This window comes from Thermogemmatispora aurantia (genome assembly GCF_008974285.1).
Classification (GTDB): domain Bacteria; phylum Chloroflexota; class Ktedonobacteria; order Ktedonobacterales; family Ktedonobacteraceae; genus Thermogemmatispora; species Thermogemmatispora aurantia.
Genome location: NZ_BKZV01000010.1, coordinates 1 through 15,952, shown reverse-complemented (window position 1 = coordinate 15,952; position 15,952 = coordinate 1). Strand labels below are relative to the sequence as shown.

The window sequence follows — 15,952 nt, the reverse complement described above, 5'->3', positions numbered from 1 at the left end:
AAACAGGTAAGACACGAGCGCAGGGGCCTCAGCGTCTCAGCCCAAGTAGCATAAGCTGAGCACACGCTAGAAGACGCCGAAGTGATGCAGTACGGCCAGAACAATTACCACGACCAGGACCAGCACAATGGCGACCACGAAATAGATCAGGCGGCGCCCCAGGTGGATCTGACGCGGAGCCGTCTCGGCAATTCTTTCAACGGCTTTCTTTTGCTGCTCTTTTTTCCGCTTTTGCTTCTCTAGTTTTTTACGATACTTCTCGGCAGGAGAAGGGGCCTCGCTATAGGGACCGGCCTTCATCTGGCGCAGGCGACGACGCATCTCCCGATTCATGCTCTCATACTGCTGCTGTTGGGGATCAGTCGCTGTGGCCGTGCGCGGTAGCGTAGACTTCGCTCCTGGCACTGCAGGGCCGCCGATGCGGGGCTTCTGCTCTTGCCGTCCCTTGCGAGCCTCGGCGGGCTGCTCACCAGCCTTTAGCTTCTGGGAGGCAGATGAAGAGGGAGATGGGGGCGAGGCAGCAGCCTGCGCCTGCGACTGCGTTTGTGCTCCTGGTTTATTCTTTGGCATGGCTCACACCCTCATGTTGCTCTTCCTGCTGTCTCTGCTCTTGTTCTTGAGCATATTGCTGTTTCTGCTGTAAATGATCCTGTTGCTCTTGATGAGCCACGAATTCCCTGGCGAACTGAGCGGCGCGCTCCTTATCGTCGGGGGCCAGCACTCCATCGATAACCAGACTGAGCAGATAGTCCTTCAGGGGTCGTAGCCAGGGACCGGGGCCGCGCCCAAACATCGCCATCAGCTCATGGCCATCCAGCGGGCTTTTCAGCGGCACGCGCTCGGCTTCCTCCTTCAAGCGACGGCAGCGCTCGGCCAGTTCCACAACGCGAGCGGCGGCGCGTGAAACCTTATCGGCGCGGTAGCTGGTAATATCGGCCCGAGAGAGATCCAGCAAATCTTCCAGATCATCGTTGGCCTCCAGCATCAGACGACGTACTGCCCCATCGGTCCAATCAGAGCTATAGGCATTGGCGCGCATATGCAGCCGAACCACGCGCGCAACGCGCTCGCAGAAATCGCGATCGAAGTGGAGGCGACGCAAGATATCGCGGGCCATCGTCGCCCCGACCTCCTCATGGCCGAAGAAATGCACCTTGCCATCCTCGACCGTGCGTGTACGCGGCTTGGCAATATCGTGCAGCAGCGCGCTCCACCGGGCTACCGGGCGCGGCGAAGTGCGCTCTACGACGCGCAGCACGTGCGCATAGACATCCTTCGAAGGGACGCTCCGCTGGCTCTGCTGCTGGCTCACGCCGCGCAGCTCCAGTACTTCAGGAATAATCCACTGCATCAGTCCCAGCTCGACCAGCAGATCCAGGCCACGTGCCGGATGAGGCGAGAGCAACAGCTTATGCATCTCGTCTCGAATGCGCTCGCGGCTAATCTTTTGTAGCTTGCTTGCCTGACGGATGATAGCGCGGCGCGTCTCCTCCTCGATGGTAAAATTGAGCTGGGCCGCCAGACGCACAGCGCGCAGGAGGCGGAGCGGGTCCTCATCGAAGCGTTTATCAGGCTCGTTGCCGACAGCGCGTAAGAGACGTCGCGCCAGATCGAGGCGCCCGCCGAACGGGTCATAGAGCTGGCCAGTCAGGGGATCATAGGCCATCGCATTGATCGTAAAATCACGCCGACGCAGATCCTCCTCTAGGACGGTGCCAAAGCAGACCTCCGGCTTGCGCGAATCCGGGTTGTAGCGCTCATCGCGGAAGGTCGTAATCTCAATAATATGTTCACCGTAGTGGAGGCGCACCGTGCCAAAGCGCTCCCCTACCAGGACTATCGCCGTCGGCTTCGTCGGCCCTACCAGGCGCTTGATCTCATCGGGGCGGGCATCTGTCGCCAAGTCGGCATCGCTTGACTCACTGCGCCCGAGCAGCACATCGCGCACTGTCCCCCCCACCATATACAGCTGTTTGTTGTGTGCGCGAAAGATCCGGGCCAGTTCTAAAATGATTTCTCGCATCGAATATGTGTATATTCGCTTCCCTTCCCTAATAGAGTCGTTCCTATGCTGGTTCGCTACGATTGGTTTTCTCCTTCTTCGAGCTTTAGCGATGTTGGCGGGGGAATTGCTGGAAGCGATCTGCCTCTCTGCCTGATCCAGGACAGGTTACAGCAAGTGCAACGGATTTATTATATCATGGCCTCTGGCCACAGGCGATAGCCAGCTTTGCCTGTCCGGCCAGACAGCCTGTCGTCTCTTCTGCTCTCCGTTCGCTCTGACCAGTGCCAGCCCCGCAGCTTTTGGTTGCAGCCTGCTGAAGGTCAGCGGCGGCCATGATACAATAGGACACACCTCTTAACTTTTCGACTGGAGCAGAACGAGGAACGATGAGTAAGGCTTCTCCTGGGCGACCACGCCCGTTCGTGCTGATCGTGATGGACGGCTGGGGCTTCAACCCGCGCACAGAGGGCAACGCCATCGCTCTGGCCCGCACGCCTCACATCGACGAGCTAGAGCGCCGCTGGCCACACACCCTCGTCAGAACCTCGGGCGAGGCTGTCGGCCTCCCCCCCGGTCAAATGGGTAACTCCGAGGTCGGCCATCAGAACATCGGAGCAGGCAAGCGTGTCCTGCAAGATTTCACCCGCATCAGCGAGTCTATCCAGGACGGCAGCTTCTACCGGAATCCGGCCCTGCTCAAGGCCATCGAGCACGTCAGACGCAATCACTCGCAGCTGCATATCTGCGGCCTCCTGGGCAACGGTGGCGTGCACGCCCACGAGGATCATCTGGAGGCGCTGCTGCGCCTGGCCCGCCAGCACGAGATCGAGCGCGTCTATATCCACGCCTTCACCGATGGGCGCGATACTTCACCCACTGCCGGCATCGAATTCATGAAGCGCCTGGAGACGCGCGCGCGCGAGATCGGTGGCGATCACCCGGCACGTGTGGCCACGGTCAGTGGGCGCTATTACGCTATGGACCGAGATAATCGCTGGGAGCGCACCGCCAAAACCTATCTGGCCATGACGCGCGGCGAAGGAGAGCGCGCCTCATCGGCGGTGGCTGCTATCCAGCAGTCTTACGAACGCAACATCACCGACGAATTCATCGTCCCCACCGTGATTATGGAAGAGGAGCATCCGCTGGCCCTTGTCAAGGAAGGCGACGCCCTCATCCATTATAACTTCCGTCCCGATCGTGCCCGCCAACTAACCAAAGCCTTTGTGCTGGAAGAACTGCCGCCCCAGGCCGCTGGCAAATTCGAGCGTGGCCCACGTTTGCGCGACCTGGTTTTTGTCATGATGACCGAGTACGAGGCGGGGCTGCCGGCAGAAGTAGCCTTCCGTGCCGACGAGGTGGAGATGCCCCTGGCCCGCGTCATTTCCGAGCACGGCCTGCGCCAGTTCCACACTGCGGAGACCGAGAAATACGCCCATGTGACCTACTTTATCAACGGGCGCCGCGAGACCCCCTTCCCCGGCGAGGAGCGTCTGCTGGTGCCCTCGCCCAAAGTTCCGACCTACGATCTGCAGCCTGAGATGAGCGCCCCGGGCGTCACCGAGACCGCCATTGAGCGCATCCGCAGCGGCCAATATGATCTTGTGATCATGAACTATGCCAACGCTGACATGGTCGGTCACACTGGTGTCCTGGAGGCGGCCATTAAGGCGGTCGAGGCGGTCGATGCCGGCGTTGGGCGCGTCGTCGAGGCTACCCTGGCGGTAGGTGGCGGCCTGCTGATCACTGCTGATCATGGCAACGCCGAGCAGATGATCTACTACGATAGTGGCAAGCCCATGACAGCCCACACGACGAACCCGGTGCCGCTCTATCTGGTTGTGCCCCAGCTTGCCGATGCCAGGCTGCGCAGCGATGGCATTCTGGCGGACATCGCGCCAACCATTCTGCAGATTATGGGGCTGCCTCAACCGCGCGAGATGACCGGTCGCTCCTTGCTCCTACCTCAGCAGTAGACAGAGTTATCCACATCTTGTGGTGGAATCGGGGGAGTTATCCACATCTTGTGGTGACATATGTGGATAACTCTCCACCGGTGTGGATAACTCTGAGGGAAGAACGGTCCCCTCAAAGACGGCGAGCCAGCAGGCGCAGACGGCGATAATCCAGCTCCCAGCGTCCCTCTCTGAAGAGAGCCGGGCGGACCTTGGCCTCGATCGCAGTCAGGATCTCCTCCTTACGGTCTGCAGGTACCACCTCCAGCAGCGCAGAGCCAAACATCTCCAGCCAGAGGCGCAGCCCTTGCTCACCTTCCTCCAGGGCCGTTGGTCGTTCAAAGAGCCAGGCAGCCTGGACCTCGAAGCCGTGAGCCTCCAGCAAGGCAGCATATTCCCCTAGAGCAGGAAAATACCAGGGATTGGGCGGCGTCACTGCCAGCCGCTCCTGCAGTACCTCCTGCACGGCAGCGCAGAGGGCCGCTACGTTACCGCGCCCTCCCATCTCCAGCACCAGGCGCCCGCCTGGTTTGAGCAAGCGCGCCAGTGCTGCGACTACCACCTCGGCCTCGGGTATCCAGTGCAGGGTGGCGTTGGAGAAGATGGCATCAAAGGGACGCGGATAGAGAAAGGAGCGAATATCGCCTAAGTGCCATTCGAGGTCTGGATAGTGTTGGCGAGCGACCTCGATCATCGCCGGCGAACGGTCGAGACCCACCACCTGAGCGCCACTGCGCGCAATGGTGGCCGTCAGATGGCCCGTTCCACAACCCACATCCAGGATCAGCTCGCCCGGGCGTGGCGCCAGCAGCTCTACCAGGCTGCTGCCATAGGCAAAGACAAAGGCATGCTTCGCATCATAGAGGGCCGCATTCCAATCACTGGCAGCCAAGACAACACCTCAGCTTTTTGCAACTCGCTCGCTCGACCAACACAAAAAAGAAACACGGACGAGCAACGGTTAGCGAGAAAGAGTGCACTCCCCATAGGAGAGAGCCGCCGCGGATCTACCCGATGCGATCGAGGCAGGAAAGAGCCGCTACGATCACCTCGCCCTCCTCCAGAAGCACACGAGCGGCCTGAGCACGTACCCCAGAGGGAAGGCGCTGACGATGGAGGAAGAGCGAGAGCACCTCGCCCGTCCTGCCGCAGTAGTCGCCAGAGCAGACACGCACTCGCGCCCCGGGTACCAGCGCCAGATCTGGCTCCTGGCGAGGGAGGGCCTCAGCCTCGGCAGCGGTAAGGGAGATCAGCAGCTCCGGCAGCGCATGCCGTCGAACTGATGTAAAACCCGAGAGGAGAGCCACCCGTCCCTGATAGCAACTCAGCAGCTGCAACAGGCGTGCGGGCATCGCCAAACTCCCCAGGCCCTCCGTTAACATAATCGTCAGGGGCGGCAAGCGGGATTGCAGATCTTCACCGCCCGGACTGTTCACCAACTCCAGCAGGTCGGCATGAAGGAAGCCTTCAAGATCGCGCAGAAAGATGCTGCTGGCGATAATGCCAACTACGCCGGAATTGAGAGCATGACGCAGCAGAAGAAAGCTTAGCGGGCCAGGTACTACCAGAATAGCGCCGGGAGGAATAGGCTGCACCGAACGTGAACCGCCGTTGCCCAGAGCCTGCCAGAGCGTCAGCACACCAGCCACCTGGGGGCCAGCACCGAGCACTCCCTGGATAGCCACCACCGGACTTTCGATCACCACCCCACCACGAGCCGTCACATCGACAACACGTCCCCGCAGGCCAGCCGGCACTGTCTCCTCACCCAGAGCAGGCACAGCCAGCGCCGTTTGCGTATCGCTCAGGTGATGCGCACTCGTTGGGTGGATTGCCGGTAGCTTCCGCGTTACCGCTGGTAGCGAGAGGCGAAGAAGACCACCTAGCTCCTCGCCGCGCTCTTCACGCTTCAGCCGGATCACCGGCTGGTCTGGCTCGACCATCTGGCCGGGATAGACCAGCGCCACCGCTCCTCCGCGCGAGCCACCGGGCCAGCGCTCTCTGCGCACCACAACCTGCAAGCGTACAGACCACCCCAAAGGATAGGCCATCGTAGCGGCGCCTCCCACGCACGCGCCAGATCACAAGAGCATCACCGACGACAGTGGACCTCAGAGAACCGTTTGAACAGCAACAACGACAATACCAATACACATAAACAAGATCAGATCTGAGCGGTAGTGGCTACTGCTCACCAGCCGGTTGGCGACCAGTCCAGTGTCCGACTAAGCGCCAATGGCCTGAGACCATTGCAACAACCGGGCATGGCGTTCGGCCTTATCCGCCGGCAGCACCAAGGGGCGACCGCGGGCATCGATAATCAAGCCCACCAGCCCACCATCGATCTCCTCGGCAGCGCGGGCGCGCTCGCCCGGCCCCAGCCCCACATCGACCGTTGGGGCAGGATAGAGCGTTAGCAGTGCCTGCTCATTCAGACGCAGAGGGATGACCTCAATCGAGCCGCTCATGACCTCGACCTGGACCTGTCGTCCATTACTATACTCCACAACGACCCGCAGCGCAATCTGGTCGGGCGGCAGGGTTCCATAGGGGATCACACAGGTTCCCAGGCGATGGGTCACGGCATCGTTCTCATTGACCTGCACGGCAGCCACCGGGTTCACCGTGGCAATTGCCCCCAACTGCTGGAAGAGCAAGGTGCGATCCAGCACCAGCGAGGTCACACCGCGCGGCTGCAAGGCATCAAGCAGCATCAAGGCAGCCTGAGCGGGACGCGGGGCATGCGCCAGCACGCCGCCAGTGGCCAGGACCAGATCGGGCGAGAAATTGCTAAGGGACCCAGCTTTCAGTGCTTCGGCGGTCAGTAGAATCGCCTCACGTGCAAACGCCTGGCTGATCTGCAGCTCCCGCTGGTTGCTGGGGACCACGTGGGGGTGCAACATCGTATTGAGCACGAACTGGCGCAGTTCCTCATCGGAGACATCAAAGGGCAACCAGCGGCTAATATGCTGAGAGCCGACGCGCTTCAGCAACTCGCCCAGGCCGGAGCCGACCCCAATGCCCGCATTGACCATCGGGATAAACTCCCCGCGTTCGCCAGCCAGCAGCAAGGTTGTATTAGCTCCTCCCGCATCGACCGCCATCACATTCATTGTATAGTGGTGAGCCAGAAAGCGCACCAGGCTGCTGAGGGAGGTCGCTGTCGCCACAGGGGTTGCCGAAGACCAGGACCAGAGGGTCTCGCTGCCCGGCAAACGACGCAGAATCGAGCGCTCGTAGAGCGAGCTGACGGCCAGACTGATCGAGCCGAGATTAGAGGCTGAGACCAGCGGGTCCAAACGCATCACCTCGCCAGCGCCGTTGATCAGGCGCCGTGAGGCTTCCACATATTGAGGAGCGGCGGCATAGAGTACCGGCAAAGGGAAAAGCCGCGTCTTCTCGCGCTGCTCCTGGGCAGCATTGACCAGGAGCTGGCAGGCCTCCTGAATAGGAGTTGCCCCTGTCGGCCCATCAGCCATACCAACAATGATAGCCGCGTGTGGCTGCAGCTCGCGCAGTCGATCGATCTGCCGGCGCCATTCCAGGGCCAGGCGTTCGGGAGTCCAGGGTACGGGGCCAGCACCTGGCACTGCACCCGGCAACGGTGTCGCGCCCGGCTGCGCGAGCTGACCGGCGGCCATACTCGCGGTAAACGTCGGGGAGGGCAAGGCATGGGTCTCAGCATAGAGGCCCGAGACCGCCTGGCGGACCAGGTCTGTCAGCGTGGGGTTGGCTGCACCCAGCACTAACAAACGAAGCGGGCCACCGGCGCTAATAGTGGTCACAAAGACATCCACGCCATTGCCATCCGGCTGCTCCGGTGCCAGTAAACGGCCATCGACAATAATTTGCCGCCCTGTGACCAGTTCAATCTCGTTGATGGCCTGCACGATGCCCCGAGTAATATCCTCCTGGGGGGCAGCCAGCGTTGTTGGAGCCTCGCCGCGCGCCATCAGGCGATACTGCCCTTCGACCAGGCCCAGCAATGAAACCTTGGTTAGCACGCTGCCGCAGTCGGCAACCAAAATAGAATTGGCGGCAGCAGCATCTTTCCTATGAGCGGTTGCCTGACCCTCCTGCTGATTCAACTGCGTCTGCATCTCCAGAACACCCCTCTTCTCTCACCTAGTGCGGGAACCAGCTACGAATCACATCGAGGAAGCTACGCTTCGCAGGCCGGGCCTGAGCCTGTGCCCGGGACTGCGCGTGAGCCTCAGCGCCTGGCCCTGGAGGAGATGCGGATGGAGGTGGCGCCGCATATGCGGAGGCCGCCGGCGCAGGATTCGCGCTCGCGCTGGCACCAATATACGTAGCGGGATACCCCGGAGGAGCAGCCGGCGCAGCAGGCATCACCCCACCAGCAGCAGGAGCAGACGAAGGCGAGATTGGCGCCCCCTGTCCGTAGCGGGGGTCAGCACCTTGAGCAGGCAACGAAGGCGCAGCTGAGGCCACCCCCAGCAGAGAAGCAAAAACATTGGCTGCCGCCTCGCTCTGCTCACTGACACCTAGCTCCGTGCGGGGTCGGCTGGGCACGCGCATATTCTCCACGCGCGGTTGCATAGGATCGGGCAGCGTTCGCCCAGGCTCTTGTAAGGTCATTGGATTCTGTCCACTAGAGCCAGCGGGAGCAGGCGTTTCCATTGAGGAGCGCAGCCATTCGGGTAAAGCATTCATATCGATGAGCGAGGCCGCCGTCAGGCCACCGGCGGGCAGAGACGGCGCAGGAGGAGGGGCCACCGGGCCACCTTGCCCCCCCGGCGAGGGCGACGCAGGTCGTGGATCTGCATTCTGTAGCTGACCCTCACGCAGCCAGGCAGGCAACGCATTCATATCGATCAGAGAAGCTGCCTCCAGCCGGGTAGCGCCCCCGGCTCCAGGAGCACCCAGTCTTGTGACAGCCTCTGTAGGCGAGTGCTGGCCCCGGAGCCAATCCGGTAACTGCTGCGGATCAATCAGGTCATGGGCCTGCAGAGGCTGCCCGGGCGCTGGAGCCAGCCCCGGCTGTGCGCCTGCCGCCTGACCCCACTCCGAAGCAGTGGGTCGCGAAAACTTCCTGGCAGAAGGCTCCGTAGCAGCCGAGCCAAGCGTTGACGGCCCTAAAGACTTCATCCATTCTGGCAGGGCCTCCGGTTCTACCAGGCTAGAGGCGGGAATATCCTTCTGGCCGCTCAGTCCTCCCTCGCGCGCTCCCGCTTCCTCCTGCCCCTGCCCCTCACGCATCCAGGAGGGCAATGCCTGCTCATCGATGAGAGAGCGAGCAGCAATCCCCCGCGCCGGCGGGGCCGCCGCGTAGTCCGCTGGGCCGCCAAACTGGGCACTGCCCGGGAACTGATATTCCGCTGTATCCTCCTTTTGCTCCGCGCGCATCCAGCTCGGGAGGCTCTCCTCGTCGATCAAATCAGCGGCAGACAGAGGAATGGGGCCGGTAGCACCCGCGGGCAGGCGCTCACCTGCCCGCAACGATTGCAGCCAGGCCGGCAACTCTGACCGCTGAGATATCCCTTTCTGCGCATCTGCAGCACTTGCAGCACTTCCAACTCCGCCAGATAAAGGCAAGCCGCAGCGCCGGCACGTCGCCATGCCGGCAGCGACTGGCTCTCCACAGTTGCTACACCTAATCACTGTTGCTCCTCACTTTCACCAGGCCGTCACCTTCGCTCCTGGATCTGGCTCGCTCGCAGTGTAGCATGCTTTTTGCTGGCACGCAACGCACTGCGCTGGCTGCCTGCCTCGATTGCTATATCTACCTGATAATAAACATGACCAGGCTCACTGATATGATACTATAGATCCATAATTCCCAGCCAAAAGTACTACTTACTTCTCCCCTCTGCAGACTACACTCCCTGCCCCTTGCAGGCGAGCAAGGCCCTTTTTACAATAGAACTGGCCCTGTCGACATTCTGTAACAAAAGATAGGACAGATGCTTATCATTCGCCAGACAAAGGAGGAGAAACAGCGATGGAGAAAAGGAGCGCCAGCCGGCGTCCGTGGCTGTGGCGGCTCCTACTCTGGCTACTGGTGAGCAGCGGGATCAGCCTGCTGGCTCAGCGCCGCGGCGCTCTTAGTCGCAGCGGGGTGCCAGCGGCTATCGTGACTGGCACGGTGACCGCCGGCGCAGGTGGCTGGGAGCTGGGCCTCTCCCTTATCTTCTTCTTTCTCTCCTCCAGCTTGCTTTCTCGCTTCCGCCAGCAGCGGAAGGCCACTATCGCGGCGGAGAAGTCCAACAAGGGCAGCGCTCGCGACATGCTGCAAGTGGCAGCTAACGGCGGTGTAGCCACCTGGTGTGCGCTGCGCTATGGGCTGCGCCGGCGCTCCAGGATCTCTTCGGACCAGGTCAGGGCCGCATGCTGTGATCCCTGGCTGGCCGCCTTTGGCGGTGCTCTAGCTACCGCTACAGCTGATACCTGGGCCACTGAAGTGGGCGTGTTGACCCGTCGCCCTCCACGCCTGATGACAACCGGGCGCCCAGTAGCGCCCGGTATCTCGGGGGCAGTCTCCTGGCCGGGCACGCTGGCCGCAGCGGCGGGGGCTCTGGCGCTAGGGATAGTGCTGCAGGGCTTGCTCACCCTGGCTCGCCTGCTGCCCGGCGGCACCGGAGAGCCAGGTCCTGACCGACCTCTCCTCCTAGTCGCCATCACCTGGCTCAGCGGTTTTACAGGCAGTCTGGTCGACAGTCTCCTCGGTGCCACTCTGCAGGCCGTCTATCGCTGCCCGCGCTGTGGACAGGAGACTGAGCAGCGTCGCCATCGACGCTGCGGTAGCCTTACCCAGCGTGTGCGTGGCTGGCCAGGAGTCAACAACGATGTTGTGAATCTCCTGGCTACTCTGAGCGGTAGCCTGATCGCCGCAGTCCTCAGCCGTAGCCCTGTACCACGGAGCGGGCCTTGCCAGGGCTACACAAGGCTGTCCGCCAGCCGGCTGAAGAAGGGCAGTCGATAGTCCGGCCTGAGCCAGGCCATCAACATGAGCCACAACCAGAGCAGCAGCGTCAGCCAGCCGAGCAGATTGATCAGCAGACTCAGACCAAAACCAATGAGCCAGCCCAAGAGGGGCAGCAGGCTCAACAGCCCGTGAAGGAACTGAAGCAGCAGAACCGCCAGTGAAAGTGTGCCGAAGGTCACCAGCGATTGGGCAGCGTGCCAGCGAACATTGCGGTTCTTCTCGACTAAGAAGAGGATCAGGCCCGAGATCCAGAAGAGCGCGTAAGCAAGCACCCGTTCTAGACGCTCGTCCAAGCCCAGAGTTGTCATGCGATTCATCATGGCCTTTTCCTCGAATTCGTCCGGTTGAGATACAAGGTTATTGCCAGGGTTTGACTGCCTATATATACGCAGAGCACCGGGAGGTGTTGCAGAGCCAGAAGGTAGCCTTTGAGCGTCAGCGGCAGGATTTCAGCCCTCTGGCGACACTCCGACAAGTCAGGCGACCTCCTCTCTGTCAGCGAAGAGGACAGGAGGAGCTGCTATTGTCAGCCCTCTGGCACTGCAGTATAATACGAACGCAAAAGCTAGCTAGCGGGAGGCAATGCAAGGTCTATGGGAGGACCAGCACTCATCATTAATCCCAGCGATGGGCTTTTCCTGGCCAGCCTCTTCGGCTTCTTACTGTCGCTGCCCCTTTCACTCTTTGTGATCTTCTGGGTCAGCGTGGTGCTGGTCAGACGGCGCTGGATTGTGCTTCTGGGAGCTTTCATCGGGGCGTTTATCGGCTTGCTGGCGATTCTGGGCTGGGTCGATACGCTGATTTTCGATACACCTTTGCCCAATGCCCAGGTTGGGGCAACCTTCTTCGGCGCGCTGTTCCTGTGCAGCGTCCTGGGTCTAGTCGGTGGTATGCTGGCCGACTGGTTCGCCGCGCGCTCAGAGAGCCGCCGCTCGCGCCGGCAAACAACGCTCCTGCCCGAATGAGACGTGGCTGTAGCCAGCCAGCAAGGTTGCCGGGGGTGTTTCTTTTCACTGAGGGCCAGTGAGTAAGTGAATGAGTGGGCTATGTTCTATTTGCTGCACGGCGATGACGAGTTCAGCAGCCGCGAAGCGCTGAGAAGCCTTCGTCAGCAGGGGGATTTTGGCTACAACCAGGATACCTACCACGGCGATGAAACCGAGCTGGCGACCATTGTGGCAACGTGTAGTACGTTGCCCTTCCTGAGCGAGGGTCGGTTAGTAATTGTCGAGGGGCTGCCCCGTAAGCGTCGGGGTGGTTCCTCGACCGCTCAGGAGCGGGAGGCGGCCAGCCCCTCTACTGAGAGCGATCAGGGGACTGCCTCAGCGGCAGGAGAGGGTGCCGAGGAGCGCAAGCGCAGCCGTACGCGTAAGGGAAGCAAGAAAGCTGGGGGCACGTCGCGCGCTGACTTTGAGCAAGGTCTGGCCAGTTTTGTGCCTGTGATGCCGGCTTCGACTACCTTGATCCTCCTGGTTGATGAGGCACTTGAGGCCCGTCATCCTCTGGTGGAAGCGGCTCGCCGTTACGGCCAGGAGATCAAAAGTATGCTTCCCAAAGGGGCAGCCCTCGAACGTTGGATCGAGGAGCGCGCTGCGCGGCTTAAAGTCCGTATTACGCGCGAGGCGGTGACGCTGCTGGCGAATTTCATCGGTAGCCAGACGCGCATGCTGGCTAACGAGTTGGAGAAGCTTGCCACTTACGTCGGTGAAGGCGGTACCATCGATGTTCCTCACGTGCGGGCCCTCTCTGCCCAGGTGCAGGAGACACGCATCTTCGATCTGACCGATGCTCTGGCCCAGCGGAGGCAGCAGCAAGCTCTTGACATCCTCCACAGCTTGCTGTCCGAGGGACAGCCGCCGTTGCTGTTACTTGGCTTCATGCTCTCGCAGGTTCGCACACTCCTGCTCGTCAAAGAGCTTACGCAGAAGGGATTGCGTGCTGCAGAGATCGCCTCGACGCTGGGTATTGCCCCTTTCATCGCCGAGCGAGCTGCGCAGCAAGTGCGGCAGTTTAGTCTGGCTCAGCTTGAGTTCATCTATCGCCAGCTGGCCGAAACAGACGCGGCCTTGAAGCGCAGTCGCCTCAGTCCCGAGGTCGCCTTCGATTTGCTGCTCATGCACTTTTTCACCACCTCCGCTCGTCCCTAGCGGCGGCTGGCCTGGCTCATCAGCCACAGATCCGGGCGTCAGCTTATTGACAGCGACAAGCGCTTATTTAGCCTCCTTCCAGACGCAGCTCACCAGCCCTTCATCAAGCTGTTCCCAGGACAGGAATGCACTGATGGCCACGAGTTCTCTCCTTGAACAGAGACTGATCGCCCGCATCGAGCGCGAGGGGCCGCTGCCCTTCGCCGAATATATGCGCATGGCGCTCTACGATCCAGAGAGCGGTTACTATACAGCCGGCGCTCCACGTATCGGCTGGTCTGGGGATTACTTCACGAGCGGCGACCTCGGGTACTTCTTCGCCCACTGCCTGGGGCGTCAACTCTTCCAGATGTGGGAGGAGCTAGGCCATCCGCAGCCCTTCCGCGTCTGGGAGCAGGGAGCCGGGCGAGGCGAGTTAGAGACAGGGGTTCATGACTGGGCAGAGCAAGAGCAGCCAGAGTTTGCCGCGGCCCTTAGCTATCGAAGCCTGGATCTTCATCATGGGGAAGACGTGCTGTCTGCCACGGCGCTGCAGCAGCTCAGTGAGAAAGACGGGGCCCCTCATATTATTCTGGCCAACGAGCTAGTCGACGCTTTTCCGGTCCACCTCGTCGAAGTACACCAGGGGCAGCTTTACGAGATCTATGTGGGTCTCGATAAAGGCCGATTGCGGGAGATCGCCGTCCCGTCAGCTCCGGAAGTGGTTACCTATCTCGACCGCTATTGCATTCGCTGGCGCAGCTTTCCCGATGGTTGGCGGGCAGAGATCAACCTGGAGGCCCTGCGCTGGGTAGAACTGCAAGCCCTGTTGCTGCGGCAGGGCTTCCTGCTTGTAATCGACTACGGAGACCGGGCGTCTCGCCTCTACAGCCGCGCACGGCGCCGAGGGACCCTGCTCTGCTACCACAAACACCGCATCAACGAGCAGCCCCTGGCGAGGCCCGGGGAGCAGGACATCACAGCCCATGTCAACTTCAGTGCGCTGATTGACGAAGGGCGTCGTCACGGTCTTCGTCTACGTCTCTTCACTACGCAGCGCGCTTGGCTAGAACGCATGGGCATTTTCGAGGAACTCGAACAGCTTCGTCGCACCCACTTCACGGCAGCGGATCAAGAGCGAGCTACGGATCAGGGGCAGATTGCTCTGCTGCGCTGGTATAACCTGCGTCAACAAGTCCTGGCCCTGACCGATCCTGCGGGACTGGGCAACTTCAAGGTGCTCATCATGAGGCGCAGAGTCCCATCCCGCGAGCAGCACTGACCGTGGCCAACCGCAGCCGAAGCCGACGAGCCTCTAATGCAGCAGTGAGGTATCGATAGGTGAGCAGGCGCTGCTTGTGCCGTTGAAGTCGCCGCGATGGAAATTGAGCCACAGCTTGCGCGAGGCCAGGCCCGCAGGATCGCTGAGATTGAGCGAGAAATCCTTGAGGGCGGTTCCCACGTCGTCAGTCGTCAGCGAGCCGACTAAAAGCAGAGTGGGGCCGCCACAGCTGTCCTCATCAATGGTCAGGTAATAAGTGGTAGAAGGCTTAAGGCCCTGGACAGCGATTTGCAGGTGAGAAGGGGAGGGAGCCGAGGCATCTGTCGGATCAGGAGAATGGACCAGGTGAGCCTGGATGTTGGAGGAAGACAAGGACAGAGTGTTAGAGAAAGGCTTGCCCACATTGCCAAGGAGGCCCCTGGCAAAATCGGCCAAGTTAGGGCCAAAGATCGCCACAATGACCAACACGAGGAAAACAGCCACAGCGAGGCGTGTCAACAGCTTCCAGGGCTTCATCACACAAGTCCCCCAAGTCAAACAAGCTCCCAGGCAGAGAGGATAGCGAGCAAGGCGATCTGCAACCAGCCAGCGTCAGCGACTTCATGGCAGCCACAAGCTGGGGCAGCAGAGAGAACGCCTTCATCATGGGTTCAGAATCTATTATAGGCGAAGCGCAGCGTAGGTGTCTATCATTATCTTTTGTCTGAAGATAGGGAAGGAAGGGAGCAGGAGGAGGGACATAAAAAAGCGCCCATCCAGGCAGGTGGGGCGGCAACGTCCTACTTTCCCACGGGGCTTCCCCCGCAGTATCATCGGGGCTGGAAGGCTTAACTTCCGTGTTCGGGATGGGAACGGGTGTTTCCCTTCCGCTATAGTCACCGCCCCACCTGCATGGACAGGCGGGCAATTGAGCGAGCCAGTTCATCCGCTAGAGAACCGGCACCCCCTCAGGTGGAGATGAGGGGACTCGAACCCCTGACCTCTGCCGTGCAAAGGCAGCGCTCTACCAACTAAGCTACATCCCCCTGTGCGGGTGGGTGGGCCATCCTGGACTCGAACCAGGGACCTCAGTCTTATCAGGACTGCGCTCTAACCACCTGAGCTAATAGCCCACAATAAGGACTGGTGAGATCACCGTGACGGGTGCCGGGTGACCCGAACACCTGGAGAGTGATAAGGCGAGTTTGTGACGACCGACCTGCCAGGCATCAGCCTTATGGCAAGTGGTACTCTCTGCATTGCTGCCACCCGATCACCGCTTATTATTTTACCACCTGTCAGTGTTTCTGACAAGAGGGTTTTTCAGCGGATTTCCGACTTCGCAGAGAGGAGAAGCCGGAGCACCGAGTCGAGTGACAGGATCGACCTGGGAGAGGAGGTATGAGCACCGGCAGAGACGGAGCCAGAGCAATCGAGCGGATGCATCTGCATCTCAACAAGATTCACAGGAGAGGCTCTAGCCTCTATCGTGACGGCTCCGCGTTCTTACTGCCTGCTGCAGTATCCTCCAGTCGACTCCCTAGAAAGGAGGTGATCCAGCCGCACCTTCCGGTACGGCTACCTTGTTACGACTTCACCCCAATCACCGACCCCACCCTCGACGCCTGCCTCCCCTCTGCTGAGGGGTTCGCCCAGCGG

13 protein-coding genes, 2 tRNA genes and 2 rRNA genes are annotated in these 15,952 nt (G+C 60.9%); 5 read left to right on the top strand and 12 right to left on the bottom strand.

What is annotated here, in order from left to right; translation table 11 throughout:
* Positions 1–66: 66 nt before the first annotated feature.
* Together KTAU_RS20740 and KTAU_RS20735 are read right to left on the bottom strand one after the other, a co-directional pair.
* Positions 67–570 (bottom strand): hypothetical protein, encoded by a 504-nt coding sequence (locus KTAU_RS20740; protein WP_151730152.1) that lies wholly within the window; start codon positions 568–570, stop codon positions 67–69.
* Positions 557–2,023: a CCA tRNA nucleotidyltransferase gene (locus KTAU_RS20735; RefSeq protein ID WP_151730151.1), complete on the bottom strand. Its 1,467-nt coding sequence runs from the start codon at positions 2,021–2,023 to the stop codon at positions 557–559. Before KTAU_RS20735 ends, KTAU_RS20740 begins: the two co-directional genes overlap by 14 nt.
* Before the next feature lie 368 nt (positions 2,024–2,391).
* Between KTAU_RS20735 and gpmI the strand changes: the two genes are divergently transcribed.
* Positions 2,392–3,981, top strand: a complete 1,590-nt coding sequence (gene gpmI / locus KTAU_RS20730) for a 2,3-bisphosphoglycerate-independent phosphoglycerate mutase (protein WP_151730150.1) — start codon at positions 2,392–2,394, stop codon at positions 3,979–3,981.
* A 112-nt stretch (positions 3,982–4,093) separates the two neighbouring features.
* On the opposite strand, the gene KTAU_RS20725 is transcribed toward gpmI, so the two are convergent.
* The 4 genes from KTAU_RS20725 to KTAU_RS20710 all read right to left on the bottom strand — a co-directional run bounded on the left by KTAU_RS20725 (position 4,094) and on the right by KTAU_RS20710 (position 9,441).
* Positions 4,094–4,852 (bottom strand): methyltransferase domain-containing protein, encoded by a 759-nt coding sequence (locus tag KTAU_RS20725; RefSeq protein WP_151730149.1) that lies wholly within the window; start codon positions 4,850–4,852, stop codon positions 4,094–4,096.
* Positions 4,853–4,967: 115 nt separating this feature from the next.
* Positions 4,968–6,011, bottom strand: coding sequence for a hypothetical protein (locus KTAU_RS20720; protein ID WP_151730148.1), 1,044 nt, complete (start codon positions 6,009–6,011; stop codon positions 4,968–4,970).
* 174 nt (positions 6,012–6,185) lie between these two features.
* Positions 6,186–8,060, bottom strand: coding sequence for a glutamate mutase L (locus KTAU_RS20715; protein ID WP_151730147.1), 1,875 nt, complete (start codon positions 8,058–8,060; stop codon positions 6,186–6,188).
* 25 nt (positions 8,061–8,085) lie between these two features.
* Positions 8,086–9,441, bottom strand: a complete 1,356-nt coding sequence (locus tag KTAU_RS20710; protein WP_151730146.1) for a hypothetical protein — start codon at positions 9,439–9,441, stop codon at positions 8,086–8,088.
* A gap of 481 nt (positions 9,442–9,922) precedes the next feature.
* On the opposite strand from KTAU_RS20710, the gene KTAU_RS20705 reads away from it, so the two are divergent.
* A complete protein-coding gene (locus KTAU_RS20705) occupies positions 9,923–10,903 on the top strand; it encodes a DUF92 domain-containing protein (protein ID WP_151730145.1) in 981 nt (326 codons plus the stop codon).
* Here KTAU_RS20705 and KTAU_RS20700 read toward each other — a convergent pair.
* A complete protein-coding gene (locus tag KTAU_RS20700) occupies positions 10,858–11,226 on the bottom strand; it encodes a hypothetical protein (protein WP_151730144.1) in 369 nt (122 codons plus the stop codon). The two genes, KTAU_RS20705 and KTAU_RS20700, sit on opposite strands and share 46 nt — an antisense overlap.
* A gap of 273 nt (positions 11,227–11,499) precedes the next feature.
* On the opposite strand from KTAU_RS20700, the gene KTAU_RS20695 reads away from it, so the two are divergent.
* The 3 genes from KTAU_RS20695 (at position 11,500) to KTAU_RS20685 (ending at position 14,314) form a co-directional block, all read left to right on the top strand.
* Positions 11,500–11,871, top strand: a complete 372-nt coding sequence (locus KTAU_RS20695; RefSeq protein ID WP_174844085.1) for a PTS sucrose transporter subunit IIBC — start codon at positions 11,500–11,502, stop codon at positions 11,869–11,871.
* An 81-nt stretch (positions 11,872–11,952) separates the two neighbouring features.
* On the top strand, positions 11,953–13,053 hold the full coding sequence (gene holA, locus KTAU_RS20690) for a DNA polymerase III subunit delta (RefSeq protein WP_151730143.1): 1,101 nt from the start codon (positions 11,953–11,955) through the stop codon (positions 13,051–13,053).
* Positions 13,054–13,186: 133 nt separating this feature from the next.
* Positions 13,187–14,314, top strand: a complete 1,128-nt coding sequence (locus KTAU_RS20685; RefSeq protein ID WP_151730142.1) for a class I SAM-dependent methyltransferase — start codon at positions 13,187–13,189, stop codon at positions 14,312–14,314.
* 33 nt (positions 14,315–14,347) lie between these two features.
* Here the strand turns inward: KTAU_RS20685 and KTAU_RS20680 are convergent, their stop codons facing one another.
* The 5 genes from KTAU_RS20680 to KTAU_RS20660 all read right to left on the bottom strand — a co-directional run.
* On the bottom strand, positions 14,348–14,830 hold the full coding sequence (locus KTAU_RS20680) for a hypothetical protein (RefSeq protein ID WP_151730141.1): 483 nt from the start codon (positions 14,828–14,830) through the stop codon (positions 14,348–14,350).
* 250 nt (positions 14,831–15,080) lie between these two features.
* Positions 15,081–15,197: ribosomal RNA gene (rrf, locus tag KTAU_RS20675) — 5S ribosomal RNA — on the bottom strand.
* 69 nt (positions 15,198–15,266) lie between these two features.
* Positions 15,267–15,339 (bottom strand) — tRNA-Ala (locus KTAU_RS20670).
* Positions 15,340–15,352: 13 nt separating this feature from the next.
* A tRNA-Ile gene (locus tag KTAU_RS20665) sits at positions 15,353–15,426 on the bottom strand.
* Between the two features lie 411 nt (positions 15,427–15,837).
* Positions 15,838–15,952 (bottom strand): 16S ribosomal RNA (locus KTAU_RS20660); the annotation flags it as partial.